The 26,717-nt window shown below is 60.4% G+C and carries 21 protein-coding genes; 11 read left to right on the top strand and 10 right to left on the bottom strand.

Annotated elements, in window-relative coordinates:
- Positions 1-157: 157 nt before the first annotated feature.
- The 4 genes from pabB to rloA all read right to left on the bottom strand — a co-directional run bounded on the left by pabB (position 158) and on the right by rloA (position 4,648).
- Positions 158-1,501 (bottom strand): aminodeoxychorismate synthase component I, encoded by a 1,344-nt coding sequence (gene pabB, locus HU722_RS21865; RefSeq protein ID WP_065881283.1) that lies wholly within the window; start codon positions 1,499-1,501, stop codon positions 158-160.
- An 89-nt stretch (positions 1,502-1,590) separates the two neighbouring features.
- The gene (locus HU722_RS21860) at positions 1,591-2,577 is read right to left on the bottom strand and encodes an alpha-L-glutamate ligase-like protein (protein ID WP_065873906.1); all 987 of its coding nucleotides are present in this window, start codon (positions 2,575-2,577) and stop codon (positions 1,591-1,593) included.
- Positions 2,577-4,109, bottom strand: a complete 1,533-nt coding sequence (gene rloB / locus HU722_RS21855) for an osmotic stress tolerance membrane protein RloB (protein ID WP_065889826.1) — start codon at positions 4,107-4,109, stop codon at positions 2,577-2,579. The genes HU722_RS21860 and rloB overlap by 1 nt, the downstream gene beginning before the upstream one ends.
- 5 nt (positions 4,110-4,114) lie before the next feature.
- Positions 4,115-4,648 carry a retropepsin-like aspartic peptidase RloA gene (gene rloA / locus HU722_RS21850; protein ID WP_065873905.1) on the bottom strand — a complete coding sequence of 178 codons (534 nt, stop codon included), beginning with the start codon at positions 4,646-4,648 and terminating at the stop codon, positions 4,115-4,117.
- 272 nt (positions 4,649-4,920) lie between these two features.
- On the opposite strand from rloA, the gene HU722_RS21845 reads away from it, so the two are divergent.
- The 6 genes from HU722_RS21845 to prpD all read left to right on the top strand — a co-directional run bounded on the left by HU722_RS21845 (position 4,921) and on the right by prpD (position 13,299).
- The gene (locus tag HU722_RS21845; RefSeq protein WP_065873904.1) at positions 4,921-5,631 is read left to right on the top strand and encodes a GntR family transcriptional regulator; all 711 of its coding nucleotides are present in this window, start codon (positions 4,921-4,923) and stop codon (positions 5,629-5,631) included.
- The gene (gene prpB / locus HU722_RS21840) at positions 5,628-6,521 is read left to right on the top strand and encodes a methylisocitrate lyase (protein ID WP_065873903.1); all 894 of its coding nucleotides are present in this window, start codon (positions 5,628-5,630) and stop codon (positions 6,519-6,521) included. The genes HU722_RS21845 and prpB overlap by 4 nt, the downstream gene beginning before the upstream one ends.
- A gap of 40 nt (positions 6,522-6,561) precedes the next feature.
- The gene (gene prpC / locus HU722_RS21835; RefSeq protein WP_065873902.1) at positions 6,562-7,689 is read left to right on the top strand and encodes a bifunctional 2-methylcitrate synthase/citrate synthase; all 1,128 of its coding nucleotides are present in this window, start codon (positions 6,562-6,564) and stop codon (positions 7,687-7,689) included.
- Positions 7,690-7,896: 207 nt separating this feature from the next.
- Positions 7,897-10,491, top strand: coding sequence for a Fe/S-dependent 2-methylisocitrate dehydratase AcnD (acnD, locus tag HU722_RS21830; RefSeq protein ID WP_065873901.1), 2,595 nt, complete (start codon positions 7,897-7,899; stop codon positions 10,489-10,491).
- 9 nt (positions 10,492-10,500) lie between these two features.
- A complete protein-coding gene (gene prpF / locus HU722_RS21825) occupies positions 10,501-11,691 on the top strand; it encodes a 2-methylaconitate cis-trans isomerase PrpF (RefSeq protein ID WP_065873900.1) in 1,191 nt (396 codons plus the stop codon).
- Positions 11,692-11,814: 123 nt separating this feature from the next.
- Positions 11,815-13,299, top strand: a complete 1,485-nt coding sequence (gene prpD, locus HU722_RS21820; RefSeq protein WP_065889824.1) for a 2-methylcitrate dehydratase — start codon at positions 11,815-11,817, stop codon at positions 13,297-13,299.
- 56 nt (positions 13,300-13,355) lie between these two features.
- Here the strand turns inward: prpD and HU722_RS21815 are convergent, their stop codons facing one another.
- Genes HU722_RS21815 through HU722_RS21795 form a run of 5 tightly spaced genes read right to left on the bottom strand, consistent with a single transcriptional unit; the run spans position 13,356 to position 18,841 of the window.
- Complete coding sequence (locus HU722_RS21815; protein ID WP_065873898.1) at positions 13,356-14,084, bottom strand: alanyl-tRNA editing protein; 729 nt, start codon at positions 14,082-14,084, stop codon at positions 13,356-13,358.
- Between the two features lie 2 nt (positions 14,085-14,086).
- The gene (locus HU722_RS21810; RefSeq protein ID WP_065873897.1) at positions 14,087-15,079 is read right to left on the bottom strand and encodes a serine O-acetyltransferase; all 993 of its coding nucleotides are present in this window, start codon (positions 15,077-15,079) and stop codon (positions 14,087-14,089) included.
- Positions 15,080-15,116: 37 nt separating this feature from the next.
- A complete protein-coding gene (locus tag HU722_RS21805) occupies positions 15,117-16,031 on the bottom strand; it encodes a PLP-dependent cysteine synthase family protein (protein WP_065873896.1) in 915 nt (304 codons plus the stop codon).
- Between the two features lie 15 nt (positions 16,032-16,046).
- Complete coding sequence (moeB, locus tag HU722_RS21800) at positions 16,047-17,909, bottom strand: molybdopterin-synthase adenylyltransferase MoeB (RefSeq protein WP_065873895.1); 1,863 nt, start codon at positions 17,907-17,909, stop codon at positions 16,047-16,049.
- 38 nt (positions 17,910-17,947) lie between these two features.
- Positions 17,948-18,841, bottom strand: coding sequence for a DMT family transporter (locus HU722_RS21795; protein WP_175403055.1), 894 nt, complete (start codon positions 18,839-18,841; stop codon positions 17,948-17,950).
- Positions 18,842-19,001: 160 nt separating this feature from the next.
- Here HU722_RS21795 and HU722_RS21790 point away from each other — a divergent pair, with 160 nt between their 5' ends.
- Complete coding sequence (locus tag HU722_RS21790; RefSeq protein ID WP_065873893.1) at positions 19,002-20,426, top strand: aminotransferase-like domain-containing protein; 1,425 nt, start codon at positions 19,002-19,004, stop codon at positions 20,424-20,426.
- Between the two features lie 126 nt (positions 20,427-20,552).
- Here the strand turns inward: HU722_RS21790 and ppsR are convergent, their stop codons facing one another.
- Positions 20,553-21,371: a posphoenolpyruvate synthetase regulatory kinase/phosphorylase PpsR gene (gene ppsR / locus HU722_RS21785; RefSeq protein WP_027603681.1), complete on the bottom strand. Its 819-nt coding sequence runs from the start codon at positions 21,369-21,371 to the stop codon at positions 20,553-20,555.
- 179 nt (positions 21,372-21,550) lie between these two features.
- Here ppsR and ppsA point away from each other — a divergent pair, with 179 nt between their 5' ends.
- The 4 genes from ppsA (at position 21,551) to cmaX (ending at position 26,711) form a co-directional block, all read left to right on the top strand.
- Positions 21,551-23,926 carry a phosphoenolpyruvate synthase gene (gene ppsA, locus HU722_RS21780; protein ID WP_065873892.1) on the top strand — a complete coding sequence of 792 codons (2,376 nt, stop codon included), beginning with the start codon at positions 21,551-21,553 and terminating at the stop codon, positions 23,924-23,926.
- A gap of 106 nt (positions 23,927-24,032) precedes the next feature.
- A complete protein-coding gene (locus HU722_RS21775) occupies positions 24,033-25,022 on the top strand; it encodes an alpha/beta fold hydrolase (protein ID WP_065873891.1) in 990 nt (329 codons plus the stop codon).
- Between the two features lie 188 nt (positions 25,023-25,210).
- A complete protein-coding gene (gene rraA / locus HU722_RS21770; RefSeq protein ID WP_065873890.1) occupies positions 25,211-25,702 on the top strand; it encodes a ribonuclease E activity regulator RraA in 492 nt (163 codons plus the stop codon).
- Positions 25,703-25,715: 13 nt separating this feature from the next.
- Positions 25,716-26,711, top strand: coding sequence for a divalent cation transporter CmaX (cmaX, locus tag HU722_RS21765; RefSeq protein WP_065873889.1), 996 nt, complete (start codon positions 25,716-25,718; stop codon positions 26,709-26,711).
- Positions 26,712-26,717: the final 6 nt, after the last annotated feature.

The raw sequence follows: 26,717 nt of genomic DNA, 5'->3' as shown, positions 1-26,717 counted from the left end.
ACGAGTAAGCAGTCGTTTCATGTGATCCCTCACAGACGGCCAGTGGACGGTCGGGGCTGGACGCTATCTACCAGCGCAAACTCCGTCCATAGACGTTCTGATTCAGGCTTTTTCCTGCCGACCAGCGCTGCACCCGAAACCTGGAGGGGCTTGGTTATTACAGGCCTTCCAAAGTGCGTAACAACACCCGCACCTTCGTCAGCGACTCCTGATATTCCGCCTCCCACTGCGAATCCGCCACGATCCCGCCGCCGCCCCAGCAGCAGACCTGACCCTCCTTGACCAGTAAGCTACGGATGGCGATGGAACTGTCCATCTCCCCCCTAACATCCAGATACACCAAAGAACCGCAGTACAGTCCGCGTCGAGTAGGCTCCAGCTCGTCGATGATCTGCATCGCACGGATCTTCGGTGCGCCGGTGATCGAGCCGCCGGGAAAGCTGCCCGCGATCAGGTCGAGAGCGTCTTTGTCGTCGGCCAACTCGCCGATAACGCTGCTCACCAGATGGTGGACGTTGGGGTAGCTTTCCAGGCTGAACAGCTCCGGCACGCTCACCGAGCCGGTGCGGCAGGTACGGCCGAGGTCGTTGCGCAGCAGGTCGACGATCATCAGGTTTTCGGCGCGGTCCTTGGGGCTGGCCAGCAGTTCGGCGGCGTTGGCGGCGTCTTCTTCGGGCGTCAGGCCACGGGGGCGGGTGCCTTTGATGGGGCGGGTTTCGACGCGACGCTTGCTGATATGCACGAAGCGCTCGGGCGACAGGCTCAGTACCGCGCCGTCGTCCGGCAGGCTCTGGAACCCGGAGAACGGCGTCGGGCAGGCTTCTCGCAGGGCGCAGTAGGCGACCCATGGATCGCCCATGCACGGTGCACGGAAACGCTGGGCGAAGTTGACCTGGTAGCAGTCGCCGGCCTGAATGTAATCCTGGATGCGCACGATGGCCTGACGGTAAGCCTCGGCGGTGAGGTCCGGGGCCATGGGGCCGTGAAGTTTGAAGGACGCGGGCGCGTCGATAGCGCCAGTGCTGAATAGCGCAATCAACCGTTGCTGCTCGCTATCGGCCAGTGCCGGATGAAACACCAACTGGCTGGTCTGCGTGTGGTGATCGCTGACCAGCGCCCAGGCATACAGCCCAAAGCGCGCATCCGGCAGGTGCAGGTCGTCTGTTGCAAGGTGCGGCATCTGCTCAAGGTGCCGACCAAAGTCATAGCTCAGGTAGCCGATCAGGCCTCCGGCAAATGGCAGCTCATACTCGACAGGCAAATCCGCCTCACCCAGCTGCGTGAGATTTTCCCGCAACCGTTGCAGGAAATCGCCACCGCTTTCATCAGGCGACACCGTCAACGTTGCTTGCGGCCAAGCGCTGAGAAGGTCATACCGCCCGCGTTCAGCCGCTGGCCGGCCACTGTCCAGCAGTACGGCACCAGGCGCGTGGCGAATGACCGCGAAATACTCGGCGGGGTTGGCCCGGTAGGGCAGCGGGTGTACGGAACAGGTCGACATGCGGGGTGGATCAGCTGTTGGCGTGGGGGAGGGGATTGTAGTCCCCACGAAGGGTTTGATCCTAGAGCGCAGTCTAAATGTGGGAGCGCTCAGCCTTCTACAGGCGGAATATGCCCAAACATCTCCTGCGCAAACTTAACCCGCTCCTCAGGAGTTTCTGTCACGCCGGCTGCCTTCAGTTCTTCCAGCCGCGCCTCCACCGCATGGGTGCGCAGGGTCAAACCACAGTCGTTGGCGATCTGGATATTCAGCCCCGGTCGCGCATTCAGTTCCAGGATCAGCGGGCCTTTCTCCTGGTCCAGCACCATGTCCACGCCGATGTAACCCAGCCCGCACAGCTCATAGCAGCCGGCTGCGAGCTTCATGAAACCGTCCCAGTTGGGCAGTTGCACGCCATCCACCGCATTGGTGGTGTCTGGGTGTTTGGTGATGATGTTGTTCAGCCAGGTGCCGCGCAGGGTCAGGCCCGTGGCCAAGTCCACCCCCACACCGATGGCGCCCTGGTGCAGGTTGGCCTTGCCGCCCGATTGGCGGGTCGGCAAGCGCAGCATGGCCATCACCGGGTAACCCATCAATACGATGATGCGAATGTCCGGCACACCTTCATAGCTGATGCTCTTGAAGATCTGGTCGGGCACCACGCGGTATTCGATCAGCGCACGATCACGGTGGCCGCCCAACGAATACAGGCCGGTGAGGATGCTGGAAATCTGATGTTCGATTTCTTCATGGCTGATGATCTTGCCGGACACCGTGCGATAGCGCCCTTCAAAGCGGTCCGCCACCACCAGGATGCCGTCGCCGCCGGCGCCCTGGGCCGGCTTGATCACGAAGTCGCTGCGCCCTTTGAGGATCTCGTCGAGCTTGTCGATTTCCTTCTCGGTGGAGATCACCCCGTACATTTCCGGCACATGGATGCCGGCCGCCAGCGCGCGTTCCTTGGTGATGATCTTGTCATCCACAATCGGGTACAGGCTGCGCTTGTTGTACTTGAGCACGTAGTCGGCATTCCGCCGGTTGATGCCCATGATCCCCCGCGCTTCCAGCGCTTTCCAGGTCTTCCAGAATCCGAACATTACTGATCAGCCTTCAAGAAGGCCTTGAATCGCACCAGCTCGGTCAAGCGGTAGCCGCGATACCGACCCATGGCCAGCATGAAGCCCACCAAAATCAGCAGGATCGCCGGGAAGGTGAACACAAAGTAGATCAGTTCCGGCACGCTCATGATCAGGTGTGCCAGGGATGCGGCGAACAGCGTACCAATCGCCACTTTCAGCGCATGGTTGGCGCCGCGCTCTTCCCAAGTGATGGACAGGCGTTCGATGGTCATGGTCAAAATCACCATCGGGAACAGCGCCACCGACAGCCCGCGCTCCAGCCCCAGTTTGTGGCTGAACAGGCTGATGGCCGCGATCAGCACCACCACAAAGGTCAACACCACCGACAACCTCGGCAGCATCTGCAGCTTCAAGTGTTCCAGGTACGACCTGAGCGACAAGCCCAGCGCCGTGATGATCGTAAACAGCACAATCCCGAAGCCCAGCTGCGTCTCGCGGAACGCCAGGGCGATCAGCACCGGGGTGAATGTGCCCAAGGTCTGCAGGCCGATCAGGTTGCGCAGGATCAAAATCACCAACACGCCAATCGGGATCATCACCATGATCATGAAGGTCTGCTGGGTTTGCAGCGGCAGGCCGTAGAGCGAGTACTCGAGGAAGTTGGCGTCGGTGTTCTCGTCGGTCAGCTTGGCCAGGCGAATCGCGTTCATTTCGCTGTTGTTCAAGCTGAAGGTCACCATGGCCTTCTTGCCGCCATCGACAGTGATCAGGTTTTCATCGCCTGTCCACCACAGCAGGCGGTCGGCGGGCAGGCCTTGTTCGCCGGTCTCCGGGTTGAAGTACAACCAGTCATTGCCGTTGAAGCTGCGCAGCCACAGTTCCGGGCTTTGCGGCTGGTCGGCGACCAGGCGGATGGTGTGGACTTTTTCCACCGGCACGTGGGCAATGGACAGCAGCAATTCGACGATCTTGGCTTTGTGCGGCGTCGACGGATCGCCCGCGAGCAGCAGTTTCACGTTGTCGTCGTTGAGGTTGTTGGTGCGCTTGATGGCTTCAGTAATAAAGGTCTCGACGTCGGCCGAGTGCTGGCGGATCGGCGCAAGCAGGGCTTCGGCGGCGATTTTCTCCGGGCCTTCGACGGCAATGCTGTCGCGGAAGGTGGGGCCCTTGACCTTGACCTTTTCGCCGCTGTAGCGCTTGGTCAGGACCAGGCGGTAATACAGGGTCTGGTTACCCTTGGCGCGGCGTGCCGACCAGGTGACCTTGCGGTTGCCGTCGGTGCGGTTGACGCTCACGCCGTAATTATTCGAGATGAAACTCTCGTTGAGGCTGACGAAGTCGCGGCTCAAGGGCGGCACGAACATCTGGATTTTCACGGGATCTTTCGGGTTGGCGACGAACTCGACCTTGGCGTCGATGTTCCACAAGTCGTCGGTGGCGTCCTCGGTAACGGGGATCCCCAGCACGAAGATCTGATAGGAGGTGACCGAAATACCCAGCACCACCAGGATGGCGATCAGGATTTTCAGGTGCAGGGTCAGAGAGCGCATTCGTTTTACTCGGCGGTATGAGCGTCGGCGGCGCAAGCGGGTTTGCCCGCTGCGTATTTAAGACTGGGGTCGACCAGCGCATCAAAGCGTTTCAGCGCTTCGGAGCCAATCAGCAGCGGGTATTGGAATGCGCTGCGGTCAGTCAAGTTCACTTCGATGCTGCGTAAAGCGGTGCCCATGCAGATATCCAGGGCTATCACTGGACGGGCGGTGTAGTTCTTGTCCTCATCGGGGTCGTAGTCACCGGCGCGGCGCTTGATCTTGCTGACGCGGGCCAGGGGGCGTTCGATGGGGTGGGAATGGGCGGTGTCGATGGCCAGGTAGAAGCGAACCCAGGATTCGCCGTTGCGCTTGAAGCGCTTGATGTCGCGGGCGCTGAGGGACGCGGTCTTGGCACCGGTGTCCAGTTTGGCGGCGACTTCCAGGTTAATGCCGGCCAATTGGGCGTATTCGTTGAGGCCATACACGGTCTTCTCGGCAGCGGTGCCAAGGCCTGGCATGAACAATAGGCAGAACAGGGGGAAGGGCTTGAGTCTCATAAATCCTGAGGCGGTGCAGTGCGATGTTTGATTCAAGGCGACTGGCATTACTGCGCAAGCTCCCTCGTGCGCCGTTTCATCTAGTGATGTCAGGCAAATACGGCGAGCATTCTAACATGATGCTTTTTTGGCGCCAGCGCTGGCAGGCGGCCATGCCCTGCACGAGTTCAGCAGCGGTTATTAGACGATTGTCGACAATGTTGATTTATTCTTTGACTATCTTGGTCTGATTGGCTAGTTTTTGCGGCATTGCTTTTAAAGGTGTCGACAATATGCTGGATCAGCTGGAATCCCCAGTAGTGGCGCAAGACGATTCCCAGACCATGTCCGAGAACGTCTTCCGGCGTATCCAGGCCGCCATCGTCAAGGGTGAGATCGCCCCCGGCAGCAAGATCTCCGAGCCGGAACTGGCACGCACCTACGGCATCAGCCGAGGTCCGCTGCGCGAGGCGATCCACCGCCTGGAAGGCCAGCGCCTGCTGGTGCGTGTGCCCCACGTCGGCGCGCGGGTGGTGTCGTTGAGCCATGCCGAGCTGATCGAACTCTATGAAATCCGCGAATCCCTCGAAGGCATGGCCTGTCGCCTGGCCGCCGAGCGCATGACCGATGCGGAAATCGAAGAGCTGCGCCAGGTGCTGCACACCCACGAGCGCGATGAAGCCTTCCAGGCCGGCCTCGGCTATTACCAGCAGGAAGGCGACTTCGATTTTCATTACCGGATCATTCAAGGCGCCGGCAACCGCACCCTGACCCAAATGCTCTGCGGCGAGCTGTACCAACTGGTGCGCATGTACCGCATCCAGTTTTCCGCCACCCCCAATCGTCCACGCCAGGCCTTTGCCGAGCACCACCGCATTCTTGACGCGATTGCCGATCGCGACGGTGAACTGGCCGAACTGTTGATGCGCCGGCATATCGGCGCTTCCAAACGCAACATTGCCCGTCACTTCCCAGGCGGTGCTACTGATAGAGGTGAGTCATGAGTTCTAACAATAAAAGCACCCCCGGCCAGCGTTTCCGTGACGCCGTCGCCAGTGAGCACCCCTTGCAGGTGGTCGGTGCGATCAACGCCAATCACGCGCTGCTGGCCAAGCGTGCCGGTTTCAAGGCGATCTACCTGTCGGGTGGCGGGGTGGCTGCCGGCTCCCTCGGCGTGCCGGACCTGGGCATCACCGGCCTGGATGACGTACTCACCGACGTACGCCGCATCACCGATGTGTGCGACCTGCCGCTGCTGGTGGACGTGGACACCGGTTTCGGCTCCTCGGCGTTCAACGTGGCGCGTACCGTCAAGTCGATGATCAAGTTTGGCGCGGCTGCCATCCATATCGAAGACCAGGTCGGCGCCAAGCGCTGCGGCCATCGCCCGAACAAAGAAATCGTGTCCCAGCAGGAAATGGTCGACCGCATCAAGGCCGCCGTGGATGCGCGCACCGATGACAGCTTCGTGATCATGGCGCGCACCGATGCCCTGGCCGTCGAGGGATTGGAATCCGCCCTGGAACGCGCCGCCGCCTGCATCGAAGCCGGCGCCGACATGGTGTTTCCGGAGGCCATTACCGAATTGGAGATGTACAAGCTCTTCGCGTCAAAGGTAAAGGTCCCGATCCTGGCCAACATCACCGAATTCGGCGCCACGCCGCTGTACACCACCGAACAGTTGAAATCTGCCGATGTTTCCATCGTGCTGTACCCGCTCTCGGCCTTCCGCGCCATGAACAAGGCCGCCGAAAACGTCTACACCGCGATCCGTCGCGACGGCACCCAGCAGAACGTGATCGACACCATGCAAACCCGCATGGAGCTTTACGATCGCATCGACTACCACACCTTCGAGCAGAAGCTCGACGCGCTGTTCGCAGCCAAGAAGTAACGAACGGCCTCCCTAATAAATTCAAGATTGGAGAAAGAACATGGCTGAAGCAAAAGTACTCAGTGGCGCCGGCCTGCGTGGCCAGGTGGCCGGGCAGACCGCACTGTCCACCGTCGGCCAAGCCGGCGCCGGCCTGACCTATCGCGGCTACGACGTGCGTGAACTGGCCGCCGATGCGCAGTTTGAAGAAGTCGCCTACCTGCTGCTGTATGGCGAGCTGCCGACAAAGACCGAACTGGCCGCCTACAGTGCCAAGCTGAGCAAGCTGCGCGACCTGCCGCACGCATTGAAGGAAGTACTGGAACGCATCCCCGCCGACGCCCACCCGATGGACGTGATGCGCACCGGTTGCTCGTTCCTCGGCAATATCGAGCCAGAGAAAGACTTCAGCGTGCAGCGCGACGTTACCGATCGTCTGCTGGCGGCCTTCCCGGCGATCATGTGCTACTGGTATCGCTTCAGCCACGACGGCAAGCGTATCGACTGCGTGACCGACGAGCCGACCATCGGCGGCCACTTCCTGCACCTGTTGCACGGCGAAAAGCCGAGCGAGTTGCACGAGAAGGTCATGAACGTGTCGCTGATTCTCTACGCCGAGCACGAATTCAACGCTTCGACCTTCACCGCACGGGTGTGTGCGTCGACCCTGTCCGACCTCTATTCCTGCGTCACCGCCGCCATCGGTTCCCTGCGCGGTCCTCTGCATGGCGGCGCCAACGAAGCGGCGATGGAGATGATCGAGCGGTTCTCGTCGGCTGAAGAAGCCGTCGAAGGCACCCTCGGCATGCTGGCGCGCAAGGACAAGATCATGGGCTTCGGCCACGCGATCTACAAAGACAACGACCCGCGCAATGAAGTGATCAAGGGCTGGTCGAAAAAACTCGCTGACGAGGTAGGGGACAAGGTGTTGTTCCCGGTCTCCGAAGCCATCGACAAAACCATGTGGGAACAGAAGAAGCTGTTTCCCAACGCCGATTTCTACCATGCCTCGGCGTATCACTTCATGGGCATCCCGACCAAGCTGTTCACCCCGATCTTCGTGTGCTCGCGCCTGACTGGCTGGGCCGCGCATGTCTTCGAGCAGCGCGCCAACAACCGCATCATCCGTCCAAGCGCCGAATACACCGGCGTTGAGCAGCGCAAGTTCGTGCCAATCGAACGTCGCTGAATGGGATGAACCTGAGGCACCGGTTTTCATGGTTGGAACCGGGTCAATGTGGGAGCCGGGCTTGCCCGCGATAGCGGTATTACTGTCGACACATGTGTTGAATGACAGTCAGTCATCGCGGGCAAGCCCGGCTCTCACAGGGACCGAGTTCATCCAGACCCCTGCAGCAGGTTCGTGCCGCCTAACTACCGTGACCGAGTCCTGACGATGAACACTGAATTTCGCAAACCACTCCCCGGCAGCCGCCTGGATTTCTTCGACGCCCGTGCGGCTGTCGAGGCAATCACCCCCGGCGCCTACGCCACCTTGCCCTACACCTCCCGCGTCCTCGCAGAAAACCTCGTGCGTCGTTGCGACCCGGCCACCCTCAACGCGTCCCTGAGCCAACTGATCGAACGCAAGCGCGACCTCGACTTCCCGTGGTTCCCGGCGCGTGTGGTGTGCCACGACATTCTCGGCCAGACCGCCTTGGTCGACCTCGCTGGCCTGCGCGATGCTATCGCCCTGCAAGGCGGTGACCCGGCGCAGGTCAATCCGGTGGTGCCGACCCAATTGATCGTCGACCATTCCCTGGCCGTCGAAGCCGGTGGTTCTGACCCGGACGCGTTCGAGAAAAACCGCGCCATCGAAGACCGTCGCAACGAAGACCGTTTCCACTTTATCGAGTGGACCAAGAAGGCGTTCAAGAACGTCGATGTGATCCCGCCGGGCAACGGCATCATGCACCAGATCAACCTGGAGAAAATGTCCCCGGTGATTCAGGTGCGTGACGGCGTTGCGTTCCCCGACACGTGCGTCGGCACCGACAGCCACACGCCACACGTAGACGCGTTGGGCGTAATCGCCATCGGCGTCGGTGGTCTCGAAGCTGAAAGCGTGATGCTTGGCCGCGCCTCGTGGATGCGCCTGCCGGAAAGTGTTGGCGTGGAGCTCACCGGCAAGCTGCAACCTGGCATCACCGCCACCGATATGGTGCTGGCGCTGACCGAGTTCCTGCGCAAGCAAAAAGTGGTCGGCGCCTGGCTGGAGTTCTTCGGCGAGGGTGCCTCAAATCTCACCTTGGGCGACCGTGCGACCATCTCCAACATGGCCCCGGAATACGGCGCTACGGCGGCGATGTTCTATATCGATCAGCAGACCATCGCGTACCTCAAGCTCACCGGTCGCGAAGACGAACAAGTCACCTTGGTTGAGCAATACGCCCGCCACACTGGCCTGTGGGCCGATGACCTCAAAGGCGCGCAATACGAGCGTGGTCTCACCTTCGACCTGTCCAGCGTCGTGCGCAACATGGCCGGCCCGAGCAACCCGCACGCGCGCGTCGCTACCCGTGACCTGGCGGCCAAAGGCATCTCTGGCCAGTGGGACGAAGTGCCGGGGCAAATGCCCGACGGCGCGGTAATCATCGCCGCTATCACCAGTTGCACCAACACCAGCAACCCGCGCAACGTCATCGCCGCAGGCCTCTTGGCGCGCAACGCCAACAAACTGGGGCTGGTGCGCAAACCGTGGGTCAAATCGTCCCTGGCTCCTGGTTCGAAAACCGTGGCCATGTACCTCGACGAAGCCGGCTTGACCACTGAATTGGAGCAGCTTGGTTTTGGTGTCGTGGCCTTCGCCTGCACCACCTGCAACGGTATGTCCGGCGCACTCGACCCGGTGATCCAGCAGGAAATCATCGACCGCGACCTGTACGCGACCGCCGTGCTCTCGGGCAACCGCAACTTCGACGGGCGTATTCACCCGTACGCCAAGCAAGCTTTCCTGGCCTCGCCGCCGCTGGTAGTGGCTTACGCGATTGCCGGCACTATTCGTTTCGACATCGAAAAAGACGTGCTCGGTCTCGACGCCAACGGCAAGGAAATCCGCCTGCAGGACATCTGGCCGAGCGACGAAGAGATCGACGCGGTGGTCAAGGCCTCGGTCAAGCCGGAGCAGTTCCGCAAGGTCTACATTCCGATGTTCGCGATCCACGAAGACACCGGCCCGAAAGTCGCGCCGTTGTACGATTGGCGCCCACAAAGCACCTACATCCGCCGCCCGCCGTATTGGGAAGGCGCACTGGCCGGCGCCCGCCCGCTCAAGGGCATGCGCCCGCTGGCGGTGCTGCCGGACAACATCACCACTGACCACCTGTCGCCGTCCAACGCGATCATGCTCGACAGCGCCGCCGGCGAATACCTCGCGAAAATGGGCTTGCCGGAAGTCGACTTCAACTCCTACGCCACGCATCGCGGCGACCACCTGACAGCGCAACGCGCGACCTTTGCCAACCCGAAACTGTTCAACGAAATGGTCGTTGAAAACGGCAAGGTCAAGCAGGGTTCCCTGGCGCGGATCGAGCCGGAAGGCCAGGTCACGCGGATGTGGGAAGCCATCGAAACCTACATGGAACGCAAGCAGCCGCTGATCATCATCGCCGGCGCCGACTACGGCCAGGGCTCGTCCCGCGACTGGGCGGCCAAAGGCGTGCGACTGGCCGGTGTGGAAGCGATTGCCGCCGAAGGCTTCGAGCGTATCCACCGCACTAACCTGGTGGGCATGGGCGTGTTGCCGCTGGAGTTCCTGCCGGGCACGGATCGCCATACGCTGAAGATCGATGGCAGCGAGACCTATGACGTTGTTGGTGCGCGCACCCCGCGTGCCACGCTGACATTGGTGATCAACCGCAAGAATGGCGAACGTGTCGAAGTGCCGGTGACCTGCCGCCTGGACACCGCCGAAGAAGTGTCGATCTACGAGGCGGGCGGCGTGTTGCAGCGTTTTGCCCAGGACTTCCTGGAATCGGCGGCGACTGCCTGAGGGGGAACCATGGCACACGTAGCGCAAATCAAGATCCCCGCCACCTACATGCGTGGCGGCACCAGCAAGGGTGTATTTTTCAGCCTCCAGGACCTGCCCGAAGCGGCGCAAGTACCGGGCGCCGCACGGGATGCCCTGTTGCTGCGGGTGATCGGCAGCCCCGACCCGTATGACAAGCAGATCGACGGTATGGGCGGTGCCACGTCGAGCACCAGCAAAACCGTAATCCTGGCCAAAAGCACCCGCGCCGAGCATGACGTGGACTACCTGTTTGGCCAGGTCTCCATCGACAAACCCTTCGTCGATTGGAGCGGCAACTGCGGCAACCTGTCGGCGGCGGTCGGCGCCTTCGCCATCAGCGCCGGCTTGGTTGACCCCGCCCGCGTGCCCCGTAACGGCGTGGCCGTGGTGCGCGTGTGGCAGGCGAATATCGGCAAGACCATCATCGCCCATGTACCGATCACGGACGGCGCGGTGCAGGAAACCGGCGATTTCGAACTGGACGGCGTGACCTTCCCGGCAGCCGAAGTGCAGTTGGAGTTCATGGACCCCGCGGCGGAAGAAGAGGGCGGTGGTGGCTCGATGTTCCCCACTGGCAACCTGGTAGATGACCTGGAAGTCCCCGGTGTCGGCACCTTCAAGGCGACGCTGATCAATGCCGGCATCCCGACGATTTTCATCAACGCTGAAGACCTCGGCTACACCGGTACCGAGCTGCAAGGCGCAATCAACAGCGATCCGAAAGCGTTGGCCATGTTCGAAACCGTGCGGGGCTACGGCGCGTTGCGCATGGGCCTGATCAAACACCTGGACGAAGCCGCGCAGCGCCAGCACACGCCGAAGGTGGCGTTTGTGGCCAAGCCTTCGGATTACGTGGCTTCCAGCGGAAAGGCGATCAAGGCCGACGATGTGGACTTGCTGGTGCGCGCGCTGTCCATGGGCAAGCTGCACCACGCGATGATGGGCACGGCGGCAGTGGCGATTGGCACTGCAGCGGCCATTTCCGGGACCTTGGTCAACCTCGCAGCCGGTGGTATCGAGCGTAACGCCGTGCGGTTTGGGCATCCGTCCGGCACCTTGCGTGTTGGGGCCGAAGCCACTCAAGTGAATGGCGAATGGATTGTTAAGAAAGCCATCATGAGCCGCAGCGCACGCGTCTTGATGGAAGGTTTCGTCCGCGTGCCCGGCGATTCTTTCTAACTGCCTGCACCGCTCCCACATGGTTTAGTGGTGCATTTCGCATATAGGCAGGCGCCAGACCTGCCGTAACCCGATCAACCGTGACCCGAGGACTACCCCCCACCCATTTTTTGGAGTACTGCCATGAGCGCCAACGTCGACCAGAACAACCGCCCCGACTACGACCAGGTCCTGCAGGACATCGCCGACTACGTCCTCAACTGCCGGATCGACTCGCAGGACGCATTGGACACCGCCCGTCATTGCTTGATGGATACCCTCGGTTGCGGCCTGCTGGCCCTGCGTTTCCCCGAGTGCACCAAGCACCTGGGGCCGATCGTCGAGGGCACGGTGGTGCCGTTTGGCGCGCGGGTGCCGGGGACGTCGTTCCGGCTGGACCCGGTCAAGGCGGCGTGGGACATCGGTTGCATCGTGCGTTGGCTCGACTACAACGACACCTGGCTCGCCGCCGAATGGGGTCACCCTTCGGATAACCTCGGCGGCATCCTCGCCGTCGCCGATCACCTGTCGCAAAAGCGCGTGGCCCATGGCGACGCACCGCTGACCGTTCGCACAGTGCTGGAAGCGATGATCATGGCCCACGAAATCCAGGGCGTGATTGCCCTGGAAAACTCGTTCAACCGCGTCGGCCTAGACCATGTGCTGTTGGTGAAAGTCGCCTCCACGGCCGTCACCGCCAAGCTGATGGGCGCCAACCGGGAGCAGTTGCTGGCGGCGTTGTCGCATGCGTTTGTCGATGGGCAGGCGTTGCGCACTTATCGGCATGCGCCGAACGCCGGGTCGCGCAAATCCTGGGCGGCAGGGGATGCGTCGAGTCGGGGCGTGCGGCTGGCAGATATCGCGTTGCGTGGCGAGATGGGTATTCCCGGCGTATTGAGCGCGCCGCAGTGGGGGTTCTACGACGTGCTGTTCAGCCACACCAACAAGGACCAGATGCTCAAGCCGGAGGACAAACGCGCGTTCAGCCTGTCCCAGCCCTACGGCACTTATGTGATGGAGAACGTGCTGTTCAAGATTAGCTTCCCTGCAGAGTTCCACGCGCAAACGGCCTGTGAAGCGGCGGTGACCTTGCATCCATGGGTGAAAGATCGCCTGCATGAAATCGAGCGTATCGTCATTACCACCCACGAGTCGGCGATTCGCATTATCTCCAAGGTCGGCCCACTGGCGAATGCAGCGGACCGTGACCATTGCCTGCAATACATGACTGCGGTACCGCTGGCCTTCGGCAATCTGGTGGCCGAGCAGTACGAAGATGAATTCCACGCCGCGCATCCCATCATCGATCAGTTGCGGGAAAAAATGGTCATCGTCGAAGACCCACGCTACAGCCGTGAATACCTGGAAGCCGACAAGCGTTCCATCGCCAACGCCGTTCAGGTGTTCTTCACGGATGGCAGCAGCACTGAGCAGGTGGCGGTTGAATACCCGATTGGTCATCGTCGGCGCCGGGTGGATGGCATTCCGTTGCTGGAAGACAAGTTCAAGGCCAACCTGGCGACGCGGTTTACCGGCCAGCGCAGCGCTGAGATTTTTGCGTTATGCAAGGACCAGGCGCGACTTGAGGCCACTCCCGTCAATCGGTTTGTGGACCTGTTCGTGATCTAAGCCGTAACAGGGTCAATGTGGGAACTGCGGTTCGACGCTCCCACATTGAATCGTGTTCACTCAAACCGCAGGATCACCCGGCGGTTGTGCTTGCTCTTCTTCTCGATCTTCTCGCAAAACACCCGGCCGATTTCTTCGGTGTTGATCACATGGGTGCCCCCACACGGCTGGATATCAATACCGGCAATTTCAATCACTCGGACCGAGCCCTGAATCACCGGCGGGGCCACGGCTTGTGTGCGGGTGATCTGTAGCAGAGTCGAGTATTCGGAAGCCGGCATCGACAGGGTTTTGACCGCGTGAGCCTGTTCAATCAGCGCATTCAGGTCGCGGGTGATGGTGTCTTTATCGAGGGTCATTTCCGGCAGGTCGAAATCCAGGCGGCCCTTATCCGCGCTGATGCTGCATCCCGTTACCGGTGCGTCGATGATCGAGCACAACAGGTGCAGGCAGGTGTGCATTTTCATGTGCTGGTAACGGCGATCCCAATCGAGTCCGGCGTCCACCTGCACCCCGGCAACCAGTTGCTCGGGGCAGTGTTCCACCTGATGCCAGATGATCGAGCGCAGCACCGGGTCGCGCACCGTGCCCGTCACTTCGACCCGCGTACCGTCCGCCAGTGTGAGGTGGCCGGTGTCGCCTGGCTGCCCGCCACCCGTGGGATAGAACAGCGTGTGCTCCAGGGCAATGCCGTGTTCGCTGACGGCAATCACCCGGGCGCTGAAAGCATTCTGGTAGGGCGCGCTGTCGAACAGCGCCAGGGTTTCCATGGTGTGCACAGACATGTTCAACCTCGCACGATCAGTGGGCTGGCTTGCAGCAGGGAACGCACCATTGCACTCAAGCCAGGAGGTGAGAGCAGGGTGATTTCAAATTCGGGGCCGCAGACCTTCAGGTTCAGTGGCAAGCGCGGCAATTGGTTGCCCGACTCCACCCGGTGCAACCGGAACTGCAGGTGGTGACGCTCTTTTACCGTGGGCTCCAGCATCAGGCCCTGCAAGGGGTGAAAGTCGGCGTCCAGCACCGTCACCTTGTGGCTGACATTGATCTCGCCAACCACATGTAACCGCTCATCCAGGGCGAAGGCGCCGAGGTAGTTGCTGTGGTCCGACTCATCGTTCTTTTGCAGTTGGATCTGGTTCACTACCTTCACTTTGGTGCCGGCGGGAACGTCCTGTGTGATCACGCAGGACGGGCTGATAAATACGTTGTCGCCGATCAGCACATAACCCAGCACGCGGGCGCCGGAGCCGACTTCGACGTTATTGCCCAGGCGCGGGTGACGCTTGCCGTCGGGGTTGTTGGCGATGCCACGGGCGCCCAGGGTGACGCCGCAGAGGATGTAGCAGTCGTTGCCGATCTCGCAGGTTTCGCCGATCACCGTGCCGTAGCCGTGGTCCAGCACGAAGCGTCGGCCGATCCGCGCTGCCGGGTGGATCTCGGCACCGGAGAGCACTTTGCCCTGGTTGCTGAGCTTGAGCGCGATGCGGGAAAACATCCCGTTGGTCTGGTCGGGAAAATTCCACACCAGGTGCGCCAGGCGGTAATACAGCACCGCCTTGAACGAGGCGTAGGACTCCAGGATCAGCTCGCCGCGCCCACGCGATGCAGGATCGCGGTAGGCGTAGGCGATCAGGTCCTCGGCCACTGCCTGGGCAGCATTCTGGATCAACGGTGCCAGATGCGGTTCCAACTGTTTCATTTGCAAGGGTGTGAGGGTCTTGATGAGGTGAGTGATCAACTCATCGTGCAACTGTTGCATGTCGATAAAGCCGCCCATGGAGGCACCCCCGCATTCTGAATGATTGGAAAACCGATTATTCGAAACTCGGCAGGTAGCTGTCGGCATTGTCGTAGACCATGGTCAACACCACCGTTTCGGGCGGCAGTTCGGGGGCGAGCTTGGCGATGGCCACCATGTTGGCGGCGGAAGACAGGCCCAGGCTGATGGCGTCGGTGCGCATGATGCGTTTCATCATGTCGATGCACGCCTGGCGCGAGACCTTGAGCATGCCGTCGATCACCTTCAGGTTGAGGATGCTCGGGATCAGGCCGATCGACAGGCCCTGGATGTGGTGCGGCGCATGCTGGTCTTTCAGCAGGTCGCATTCTTCCGGTTCCACGCCCATGACGCGAAGGGCTGGCCAGGCGGCTTTCAGCGTTTCGCCGATGCCGGTGATGTGCCCGCCGGTGCCGATGCCGCTGACAAAATAGTCCACACGAAGATCACCAAACGCACGGAGGATTTCCGGTGCGGTGGTGTCGCGATGGGTTTGCGGGTTGGCGCCGTTGCGCTGCTGGTTGAGCATCACGTAGCTGGGGTTTTCCAGCTGCAGTTCCATGCACTTTTCGCCGTGGGAATTGTTACCCAAGCGACTGTCCGACAGCACCACCTTGGCCCCGTACAAACGCAGCAACTTCTGTTTTTCGGGGCTGTAGTTGTCGGGGATCACCAGCACGACTTTGTAGCCCAGCACATTGCCGGCCATGACCAGGCCAATGCCGGTATTGCCGCCGCTGGGCTCGATGATGGTTTGCCCGGAGTCGCGGATCAGCACACCCCGGCGTTCGGCGTCGAGGATCATGCCCAGCGCGATGCGCGCCTTGTGGCTGCCGCCCGGGTTGAGGGATTCCAGCTTGGCATACACTTCGATGCCCAGGTCTTCGGAAAACTGCGCCAGGCGCACGATCGGCGTATGGCCGATCACGTCGAGAATGGAGTTATGCAACATCAGTCAGCTCCCGGCTCAGTACAAAGGCATGTCGGGTTCGACGTCGCGAACCCAGTGTTTCATGCCGCCTTGCAGGACTTTGGTGTTAGCGAAGCCGGCTGCCAGCAAGGTACTGGCGGCTTGTTCGGCCCGGGTCCCGGCGTAGCAGATCAGGTAGTGGGTGTTGTCCCGACTGAGGCTGTCCAGGTGCCCATCCAGTTCGGCGAGGGGGATGTGCACCACGCCCGGCAATTTGCACACTTCCAGTTCGCTGGCGTCACGCACGTCCAGCAGTACGTCGGCGCTGCGTGGGTGGTCGAGCAGTTGCTTGAGCACGCGGGGCTTGATGTAGCGTTCTTCGGCCAGTGAAGGCTTGTTCGGTACGGCGTCGGCGCAGACCGCTGGTGTGTGGGGCTGGCTGTGGCGCAGTTCCGAGCAGCACGGGCAATCGGCGCGGCGCTTGAAGCGGATCTCGCTGAACTTCATCGCCAGCGCATCGAAACGCATCAAGCGGCCGGACAAAGGCTCGCCAATGCCGATCAGTAGCTTGATGGCCTCGGTCGCCTGGATCATCCCGACCACGCCGGGCAGTACGCCGATCACGCCACCGGCGCTGCAATTGGGTGCCAGTTCGGCAGGCGGCGCGCTGGGGAACAGGCAGCGGTAGCATGGGCCGCCTTTGTAGTTGAGCACGCTGATCTGCCCGTCGAAGCGGTAGATGGCGCCGTACACCAAGGGCTTGCCGAGTTGCACGCAGGCGTCGTTGACCAAATAGCGGGTGTCGAAATTGTCGGTGCCGTCGATCACCAGGTCGTAGGCGCCCACCAGTTCCAGGGCGTTGTCGGCATTCAGGGCGGTGTCGTGGGCATTGATCTGGATATGACTGTTGAGGTCTTGCAGGCGCTGCTTGGCCGATTCGACCTTTGGCATGCCCAACGTGCTGTTGCCGTGGACGATCTGGCGTTGCAGGTTGCTGCTTTCCACCACATCGAAGTCCACCAGCCCCAGGGTGCCGATGCCGGCGGCTGCCAGGTACAGGCTGATCGGCGAACCCAGGCCACCGGTGCCGATGATCAGCACCTTGGCTTTCTTGAGGTTCAACTGACCTTCGCGACCGACACCCGGCAGGGTGATGTGGCGCACATAGCGCTGTACTTCCTCGTTGCTCAAAGCGTCGACGTCGATGCCGCCCGACGTGGCGAGCAGTACTTCGATTCTGGCTTTTTCCGGCAGCCGTTCATCGGGATCAACCAGCGCCTCCTCAGCGGTAAACAGGAAGTGTTCCTTGAGCTGGTTGTTCTTCTCGTGAAACAGGTGCGGACGCAATTGCGGGTGGCTGCTGCAGAGGTTTTCAATGACTTCGCGCAATGTCGATCCGGTGCCCTCGAGGGTCGATTCCGGCAGCTTGGCCACGCGAACCAGAATGTCAGGGAAAGAGACAGCGTTCATGGACAACTCCGTGTGCAGGTCGTTGAAAGGTTTAAGGGCGAAATGCTTGCCGTCCCAGGCAAACAGCTTGGAGCCCAGGGCCTGGCCCTGGCGAACGTCTACCACCAGGTAGCTGACGGGGTAGATCGGCTCGCCCATGAACAGTGCCTTGTCCTGGTCTTCGTCGCTGAAATAGGCGCCCACATCCGGATGGGAGTGGTAGATCACCACCACCGGGTTGTCGCTGCGAAACGCCTTGTTCATCAGCAGGGTGTCGGCCACCGAAAACGTGTAGCCATTGGCCGCGCTGCGCGGGTACATCTCAGGGTTTTTGCGGTGCAGCTCATTCTGGATATTGCTGCCCAGGTACACGCTGCCGTCGGCGAAGACAAAGCCACAGCACTCCTCGGGGTAGCTGCGGCTGGCGTGGGCGTAAATCTGTTCCAGGGCTTTTGGGCGGAGGACGTCCATGTTTCTCTCGCGTTGCTCATGTTGATGGGAAAGGAGGGTCAATTTTTCTTGGCCATGAGTTTCTCGATGGGCAATTTGGTAATCGCAAAGCCGGCCAGCAGAATGGCCGAATACAGCATCAGGTCGCGGGAAATCGCCAAGCCTTCGTACCAGGCACCGATGATCACCGCGAACACCGGAAAGATGATGAACACGAACGACAGGATGATCGGGCTCAAGCGCTTGAGCAGCATGAAGTACACGATGAACCCACCCACTGAAGCCACCAGCCCCAGGTAGAACAGGGCACTCCAGGAGCGCAGGGTGATGTCTTCGAATGTCGGCGTTTCAAACCACAAGCCGGCGACGAACAGCATCATCCCGGCAATGCCGATGGGCAAAGTGTTGTAGGTAATAACGCTGATGGCGCTGCCTTTTTGCTTGGTAATCACGTAGCACAAGGCATGCATGATCGCGGCGGTCAGGATCGCCAGGACGCCAAAGAACTCCGCGTGGTCCAGGTGCAGGCCCTGGCTCTTGATGATCATGTAGAGGCTGCCGAAGCCGATACCGATGCCGACCACCTGGGAAAAGTAGATACGTTCGCGCAGGAACAGCGCGGAGAAAATCAGGATGAATACCGGCATGCAGCTGAATAACAGCGCTGTGAGGCCAGATGAGACATGCATCTCGCCGTAGTTGAGCAGGTAGTAGGGCACGCTGAAGTAGGACAAGGTCACGAACACGAAGAACCAGCGGCTCTCACGGGGAAACAGGATCGGCTCGCGACGCACCATGGCAAAACACAGGAACAGCGGGAAGGCGATGAGGAAGCGCAAACCGGCGGAGGTCAGTGGAGGAACGCTCTCCACGGCAATCTTGATCCCCAGCCAGGTTGTGCCCCAGCTCAGGCACACGATCAGGAACATCACGCTGGTGACCAAGCCAGCCAACCACTGTTTTTGGGTTTTTGTCTTGGCAGTGTTTTCGAGAACGGCGAACATTGGCATCGTTTATTGCTTCCCTGAGCCGAAATTGAACTCTATATTGAGCTTGTAATGAGTTGTAAAATTCGGCGATTGAACCCGTAAAAGCACACTATTAGGGCGAAAGATGGCTGTCAAAACAAATATTGACATGGTGTCAATTATGCGTGATGGGTTGTCCAACGGGCAGGGCGTGAAGTACAAGCGCCTGTCCGATGTCATGGAACGGGGCATCCTTGAAGGCTTGATTGAACCCGGACGAAAACTGCCGCCCCATCGGGTGCTTTCCGACAATCTTGGCGTCACCATCGGCACGATCAGCCGCGCTTACGGCGAGCTGGAACGCCTGGGGTTAGTTGTCGCGCGGGTCGGTGACGGCACGTTCGTGCGCAAGCGTGGAATGGAGCGCCAGCGCGATGAAGGTTTTCGCAACTTCAGCGAAGAGCCGCGCCAGTTTTTCGACATGAGCCGCAACATGCACATCCCGGGGCAGGAAACGCTGTTTCTGGCCCAGAGCTTCCAAACCCTGTCGACCAACGCCAAGTTCCTCCAGGACATCAGTGCCTACACCCCGGACGCCGGCCTGCCGCGCTACCGTGAAGCCGGTGCGCAGTGGCTGGTGCAGCGTGATTTTCATCCGATCCCCGAGCAAGTCATCTGCGTCAACGGCGGCCAGCATGGCTTGCTGTGCTCGATGATGGCGCTGTTGCGGGCCGGCGATACGGTGGTCACCGAACAACTGACTTACCCCGGCTTGATCACCGCCGCGCGCATGCTGGGTATCCGGTTGATCGGCCTGGAAATGGACGAAGAAGGTGTGCTGCCGAGCGCGCTGGATGAAGTCTGTCGTAATCACCGGGTCTCAGCGCTGTATTGCACGCCGACGATCCAGAACCCGACCACCGCGGTGCTCTCGGTGGCGCGTCGCGAAGCCTTGGTCAGGGTGTGTCGGGAACACAACCTGCTGATTCTTGAGGATGAGGCCCACGGGGTGCTGGTCGAAGACCGACCGCCGCCCCTCAGCCATTTCGCCCCCGAGCGTACGATTTTGATCAGTAGCCTGAGCAAGGCGGTGTCGGCCGGGCTGCGTGTGGGCTATGTGCATGCGCCGCCGGCGTTGGTCAGCCGTATTTCGGCGGCGCTGCGTTCTACCTGCTGGATGGCCACGCCCGTCACCCTTGAGCTGGCCACCCAGTGGATTGAAAACGGCACGGCGGAATACCTGTTGCGCCAGCAGATCAATGAGATCAGCCGGCGTAAGGCGCTGGTACGTGATCTTCTGGCGGGCCTGGAATACCGCACCCACCTCAACAGCCCGCATTTCTGGATTGAAGTGCCGGAGCCGTGGCGTGCGTCGGAAATCGAGGCGGAACTCAGGCAGAACAACTACTTGATTGCTACGGCCGAGGCGTTTGCCGTGGGGCAGACGGCAGTGCCGCAGTTTATTCGGGCGAGTATCTGTAATACGTCGGGGGATGATCAATTGTTGCGGGCGGGGTTTGATGCGTTGGCCACGGCGCTGGGGCAGGGGGGCGGGCGGTTTCATTTGTAGGCAGGCTTACCGAGTTATCGGTCTTCGCAGGCAAGCCAGCTCCCACATTTGACCGAGTTCCAACTTTGGAATGCAGTCAAATGTGGGAGCTGGCTTGCCTGCGATAGCGTCAGTCCGGTCAATCGATTATTTGAATCTACGCTCCACCCCTTTCTCCACCAAAATCTTCGCCGAAATCTCTTCCACCGAAAAATGCGTGGAATTGATATGCGCAATATTCTCGCGACGGAACAGATTTTCTACCTCGCGCACCTCGAACTCGCACTGGGCATAACTGGAGTAGCGGCTATTGGGCTTGCGCTCATTGCGGATCGCAGTGAGGCGGTCCGGGTCAATAGTCAGGCCAAACAGCTTGTGCGAATGCGCGCGCAGGGCGGCCGGCAGCGTCAAGTGCTCCATGTCATCTTCGGTCAGCGGGTAGTTGGCCGCACGAATGCCGAATTGCATAGCCATGTACAGACAGGTCGGGGTCTTGCCGCAACGCGACACGCCCACCAGGATCAGGTCGGCTTTGTCGTAATAGTGAGTGCGGGCGCCGTCATCGTTGTCGAGGGCGAAGTTGACGGCCTCGATCCGCTCCATATAGTTGGAGTTATGACCAATGGAATGGGACTTTCCTACTGAATAGGAGGAGTGTTCACTCAACTCCTGCTCCAGCGGCGCCAGGAACGTCGAGAAGATGTCGATCATGAAACCATTGGAGGTTGCGAGGATCTCACGGATGTCTTGATTGACGATGGTGTCAAAAATGATCGGCCGAAAGCCGTCTTTTTCAGCCGCCAGATTGATTTGTTGTACCATGGCCCGCGCTTTATCCACGCTGTCGATATAGGGCCGCGTGAATTTGGCGAAGGTATTGTTTTCGAACTGCGCGAGCAGGCTTTGACCCAATGTTTCGGCTGTGATGCCGGTGCCGTCGGAGATAAAGAAAGCAGATCGTTTCATTTGAGCCCTGGGCCTTAAGCTGATGGCGAATCTTGGATATGATAGGCGCGATTTTGCCGTCCCGCAGTGGGCCGCATTCTCACTTATTTTCCAGGTCCAGGCCACAAGCGCTGGCGAATGCTCCTACTGAGCTGCCGGCGTCCTGAGCTTTTCCAACACAGTTTAGTGGAGAGATCACCTTGGTAGAGTACGTAGTTTCCCTCGATAAGCTCGGCGTCCATGATGTAGAGCACGTGGGGGGCAAGAACGCATCCCTCGGCGAGATGATCAGTAATCTTGCAGGCGCAGGTGTGTCGGTGCCCGGTGGTTTCGCCACCACGGCCCAGGCTTACCGCGATTTCCTCGAACTGAGCGGCCTTAACGCTCAGATCCACGCCGCGCTGGACGCTCTGGACGTCGATGACGTCAACGCCCTGGCCAAGACTGGCGCCCAGATCCGTAAGTGGATTATGGAAGCCGAGTTCCCCGAGAAGCTCAACGAAGAAATCCGCGTCGCCTTCGCTACCCTGTCGGCTGGCAACCCGGACATGGCCGTCGCCGTGCGCTCGTCGGCCACCGCCGAAGACCTGCCAGACGCCTCTTTCGCCGGCCAGCAAGAGACCTTCCTGAACATCCGCGGCGTGGAAAACGTGATCCGCGCAGCCAAGGAAGTCTTCGCCTCGCTGTTTAACGATCGCGCGATTTCCTACCGTGTGCACCAAGGTTTCGACCACAAGCTGGTGGCCTTGTCCGCCGGTGTACAGCGCATGGTGCGCTCGGAAACCGGCACCGCCGGTGTGATGTTCACCCTGGATACCGAATCGGGCTTCCGTGACGTGGTGTTCATCACCGGTGCCTACGGCCTGGGCGAAACCGTTGTACAAGGCGCGGTCAACCCAGACGAATTCTACGTACACAAGCACACCCTTGAAGCCGGCCGTCCGGCCATCTTGCGCCGCAACCTGGGCAGCAAGGCCATCAAGATGATCTACGGCGACGAGGCCAAGGCCGGTCGCTCGGTTAAGACCGTTGATGTCGACAAGGCCGAGCGCGCGCGTTTCTGCCTGACCGACGCTGAAGTCAGCGAATTGGCTAAACAAGCGATGATCATCGAAAAGCACTACAAGTGCCCGATGGACATCGAATGGGCCAAAGACGGTGACGACGGCAAGCTGTACATCGTGCAGGCCCGTCCGGAAACCGTGAAGAGCCGCACTTCGGCCAATGTCATGGAACGCTACCTGCTGAAAGAAACCGGCACCGTACTGGTGGAAGGCCGTGCCATCGGCCAGCGCATCGGCGCCGGCAAGGTGCGGATCATCAAGGACGTGTCCGAAATGGACAAAGTCCAGCCAGGTGACGTACTGGTTTCCGACATGACCGACCCGGACTGGGAACCGGTGATGAAACGCGCCAGCGCCATCGTCACCAACCGGGGCGGGCGTACCTGCCACGCGGCGATCATCGCTCGTGAGCTGGGGATTCCTGCGGTAGTGGGTTGTGGTAACGCCACCCAATTGCTCAAGGACGGTCAGGGCGTGACGGTTTCCTGCGCCGAGGGCGACACCGGCTTTATCTTTGAAGGCGAACTGGGCTTCGATATCAAGCAGAACTCCATCGACGCCATGCCTGACCTGCCGTTCAAGATCATGATGAACGTCGGCAACCCGGACCGTGCCTTTGACTTCGCGCAGTTGCCGAACGCCGGCGTGGGCCTGGCCCGCCTGGAGTTCATCATCAACCGCATGATCGGCGTGCACCCCAAGGCCCTGTTGAACTACGACGGCCTGCCGCTGGATATTAAAGAAAGCGTCGACAAGCGCATCGCTGGCTATAACGATCCGGTGGGCTTCTACGTCGAGAAGCTGGTGGAAGGCATCAGCACCCTGGCGGCGGCGTTCTACCCGAAAAAGGTCATCGTGCGCCTGTCGGACTTCAAGTCCAACGAATACGCCAACCTGATCGGCGGCAAACTCTACGAGCCGGAAGAAGAAAACCCGATGTTGGGCTTCCGTGGCGCCTCGCGTTACATCAGCGAAGCGTTCCGTGACTGCTTCGAACTCGAGTGCCGCGCCCTCAAGCGCGTGCGCAACGAGATGGGCCTGACCAACGTCGAGATCATGGTGCCGTTCGTGCGCACCTTGGGCGAAGCGAGCCAGGTGGTTGACCTGCTGGCGGAAAACGGCCTGTCCCGTGGCGAGAACGGCCTGCGCGTCATCATGATGTGCGAACTGCCGTCCAACGCCATCCTGGCTGAAGAATTCCTGGAATTCTTCGACGGTTTCTCCATCGGCTCCAACGACCTGACCCAACTGACCCTGGGCCTGGACCGCGACTCCGGGATCATCGCTCACCTGTTCGACGAGCGTAACCCTGCTGTCAAGAAGCTGTTGGCCAACGCCATCCAGGCCTGTAACAAGGCCGGCAAGTACATCGGTATCTGCGGCCAAGGTCCTTCCGATCACCCGGATCTGGCCAAATGGCTGATGGAGCAGGGCATCGAAAGTGTCTCGCTGAACCCCGATTCCGTGCTGGAAACCTGGTTCTTCCTGGCGGAAGGCCAAGCGCCGGCCTAAGGTCGTCACGTCAAAAGTGCCGGTCACCCGCTGAGGGTGACCGGCATTCTTATCTGTGCAGGGCGGAACTCCTTCCGGACGCCGCCCTTTTTTGTGCAAGAGCATTATGCAAAGCAGCAGCAACCTGTTTCCCGTCGCCCTGATCAGCGCTGAACGTCGTGGCGACCTGAGTGAAGATGTGTACCGCCTCAAACCCGGCAACAGCCCCGACGGCACCGTCGAGTTGGCGGTTACCCGTTTGGGCTTGGCCGATGTCCCGGAAAGCCGGGGCATTCCGGTTATTTTGTTGCATGGCAGTTTTTCCAATCGGCGCTTCTGGTACTCGCCCAAGGGGATTGGCCTGGGCGCTTATCTGGCACGCCAGGGCTTTGATGTGTGGATCCCGGAAATGCGCGGTCACGGCCTGTCCAAGCGCAATCATCACTATGCTCGCAACCGCGTCGCGGACTATGCACGCTATGACTTACCGGCCATTGGCGCGTTTGTGCGTGAGCAAAGCGGGCAGATTCCACACTGGATCGGCCACTCCCTGGGGGGGACCAGCTTGGCGGCGGCCTTGGGTGGGCAGCACCTTGGCGCGCCGGCAGTGGCTTCAGTGGCACTGTTTGGCTGTCAGGTCAGTCGCACCCACTGGCCGTTGAAACTCCCCCCGGTGGAATGGACGGGCCGCTTGCTCTTGAAACGCTTCGGCGAGCTGTCTGGTTCGCGCTTCAAGCGCGGCCCGGAGGACGAGCCTGCGGGCGTGTTGATCGAGGCGATGCGCTGGAATGGCCTGTTCGGGCGGTTTGGCGAAGGTAAACACGACTGGTGGAAAGGCTTGGCAAGCGTCGATGTACCGCTGCTGGCTGTCAGTGCTGCCGGGGATCATCAAGACCCCGACTGGGCCTGCCGCACGTTGTTCGAGCAAGTCGGCTCCGAGCACCGCCAATACTTGTGCCTGGGCCGCCAACAAGGGTTCAGCGGGGATTTCGGGCATGTGGAAATGCTCGTCAGCAAAGCCGCGCAGGTCGAAGTGTGGCCATTGGTGGCGCAGTGGCTGAAAGATCCGCTCACACCCTTGACTGGCGCGCAAGCCGAGGTATTGGCCGAGGTTTGAAGGAGCGCTCTGCCAAGGGCGTTTCACTCGTGTGTGGTTGCGGCTAAGATATGACGCGTTAAACGCTTCTGGTCATATTCAGTCGCGCAGTGGCTATTGCGTTGCGGCGAAGCGGATGGGATGTTTCGCACCTGCTTGGCCTGGCGCTTCTTTCGAAAGACACCTCTTTGACAGAAAGGAATTTTTCAATGAACCATTACGTGACTCCCGACCTGTGCGACGCCTACCCGGACCTGGTGCAAGTGCTGGAGCCGATGTTCAGCAATTTCGGCGGCCGAGATTCGTTTGGCGGCGAGATTGTCACCATCAAATGCTTCGAAGATAACTCCCTGGTCAAGGAACAAGCCGACCAGCCTGGCGCTGGCAAGGTGCTGGTGGTCGACGGGGGTGGTTCGCTGCGCCGCGCGCTGCTGGGCGACATGATTGCCGAGAAAGCCGCGAAAAACGGCTGGGAAGGCCTGGTGATCTACGGCTGCATCCGTGACGTCGATGTGATCGCCCAGACCGACCTGGGTATTCAGGCGCTGGCCAGCCATCCGATGAAGACTGACAAGCGCGGTATCGGTGACCTGAACGTAGTGGTCACGTTTGCAGGCGTGACGTTTCGCCCGGGTGAATACGTATACGCCGATAACAACGGCGTGATCGTTTCACCCAGCCCGCTGAAAATGCCTGAATAAGACAGGAGTGAGGATGTTCGAGGAAGAAAACGCGCAATGGGGGCTGGTGCATGCCCTGGTGCTGGACGGTAAAGGCGGTGCGCGTTCGATTGCCCGGACTGAGCTCGATGATTTGCAACTGCAGCCCCAGGAAAGCCTCTGGCTGCATTGGGATCGCAGCCACCCGCAAACCCAGACCTGGTTGCGTAAATCCAGTGGGTTGAGTGAGTTCGCCTGTGACCTGTTGCTGGAGGAAAATACCCGGCCGCGTCTGTTGCCGCTGCCGGACTCGGAATTGCTGTTGTTCCTGCGTGGGGTCAACCTCAACCCGGGCGCAGAACCGGAAGATATGGTTTCGGTGCGTATTTTCGCAGCGGCCAGCCGTGTGATTTCCCTGCGATTGCGCCCGTTGCGCGCCACTGATGAGCTGCTGGTGCAATTGGCGGACGGTAAGGGGCCTAGAACCGCTTCGGAACTCATCCTTTATATGGCGCAGTACCTGACCCATAAAGTGCAGGATTTGGTCGCCGACCTGTCGGAAGTCGTCGACGCCGAGGAAGAAAAACTCGATACCGACGAACGGTATACCCCGGAACATGGCAGCATTTTGCAGATCCGCCGGAGAGCGGCCGGGCTGAAGCGATTCCTCGCGCCGCAGCGGGATATTTTTGCCCAGCTCACACGCATCAAATTACCGTGGTTCTGTGACGACGATGCCGACTACTGGAACGAATTGAACAACAGCCTGACCCGTTATCTGGAAGAGCTCGAATTGACCCGAGAGCGCGTGGGGCTTGTGCTTGAGGCCGAAGATCGGCGCTTGAGCGTGCGTATGAACCGCACCATGTACCGCTTCGGGATCATTACCGGGATCTTCCTGCCGATGAGTTTTCTCACCGGTCTGCTGGGTATAAATGTGGGGGGGATTCCGTTCTCCGCCAGCCCCTATGGATTCATGATTGCGTGCCTGTTGATGGCCTCGGTTGCGCTCGGCCAGTGGTGGCTTTTTCGACGATTGCGCTGGGTTTGAGCTGAA

It is taken from the genome of Pseudomonas tritici (assembly GCF_014268275.3).
Classification (GTDB): domain Bacteria; phylum Pseudomonadota; class Gammaproteobacteria; order Pseudomonadales; family Pseudomonadaceae; genus Aquipseudomonas; species Aquipseudomonas tritici.
Note: the sequence above shows the minus strand (reverse complement) of the source record. Positions and strands in the feature narration are given on the sequence as shown.

Excerpts from the sequence above, each read along its gene's own strand:
- pabB (WP_065881283.1), bottom strand. The coding sequence starts at position 1,501 with ATGTCGACCTGTTCCGTACACCCGCTGCCCTACCGGGCCAACCCCGCC.
- prpD (WP_065889824.1), top strand. The coding sequence starts at position 11,815 with ATGAGCGCCAACGTCGACCAGAACAACCGCCCCGACTACGACCAGGTC.
- cmaX (WP_065873889.1), top strand. The coding sequence starts at position 25,716 with ATGTTCGAGGAAGAAAACGCGCAATGGGGGCTGGTGCATGCCCTGGTG.
- rraA (WP_065873890.1), top strand. The coding sequence starts at position 25,211 with ATGAACCATTACGTGACTCCCGACCTGTGCGACGCCTACCCGGACCTG.
- prpB (WP_065873903.1), top strand. The coding sequence starts at position 5,628 with ATGAGTTCTAACAATAAAAGCACCCCCGGCCAGCGTTTCCGTGACGCC.
- moeB (WP_065873895.1), bottom strand. The coding sequence starts at position 17,909 with ATGGACGTCCTCCGCCCAAAAGCCCTGGAACAGATTTACGCCCACGCC.
- HU722_RS21790 (WP_065873893.1), top strand. The coding sequence starts at position 19,002 with ATGGCTGTCAAAACAAATATTGACATGGTGTCAATTATGCGTGATGGG.
- rloB (WP_065889826.1), bottom strand. The coding sequence starts at position 4,109 with ATGCGCTCTCTGACCCTGCACCTGAAAATCCTGATCGCCATCCTGGTG.
- HU722_RS21860 (WP_065873906.1), bottom strand. The coding sequence starts at position 2,577 with ATGTTCGGATTCTGGAAGACCTGGAAAGCGCTGGAAGCGCGGGGGATC.
- HU722_RS21805 (WP_065873896.1), bottom strand. The coding sequence starts at position 16,031 with ATGTTGCATAACTCCATTCTCGACGTGATCGGCCATACGCCGATCGTG.
- HU722_RS21815 (WP_065873898.1), bottom strand. The coding sequence starts at position 14,084 with ATGTCTGTGCACACCATGGAAACCCTGGCGCTGTTCGACAGCGCGCCC.
- rloA (WP_065873905.1), bottom strand. The coding sequence starts at position 4,648 with ATGAGACTCAAGCCCTTCCCCCTGTTCTGCCTATTGTTCATGCCAGGC.
- prpF (WP_065873900.1), top strand. The coding sequence starts at position 10,501 with ATGGCACACGTAGCGCAAATCAAGATCCCCGCCACCTACATGCGTGGC.
- HU722_RS21810 (WP_065873897.1), bottom strand. The coding sequence starts at position 15,079 with ATGGGCGGCTTTATCGACATGCAACAGTTGCACGATGAGTTGATCACT.
- prpC (WP_065873902.1), top strand. The coding sequence starts at position 6,562 with ATGGCTGAAGCAAAAGTACTCAGTGGCGCCGGCCTGCGTGGCCAGGTG.
- HU722_RS21845 (WP_065873904.1), top strand. The coding sequence starts at position 4,921 with ATGCTGGATCAGCTGGAATCCCCAGTAGTGGCGCAAGACGATTCCCAG.
- ppsR (WP_027603681.1), bottom strand. The coding sequence starts at position 21,371 with ATGAAACGATCTGCTTTCTTTATCTCCGACGGCACCGGCATCACAGCC.
- HU722_RS21775 (WP_065873891.1), top strand. The coding sequence starts at position 24,033 with ATGCAAAGCAGCAGCAACCTGTTTCCCGTCGCCCTGATCAGCGCTGAA.
- acnD (WP_065873901.1), top strand. The coding sequence starts at position 7,897 with ATGAACACTGAATTTCGCAAACCACTCCCCGGCAGCCGCCTGGATTTC.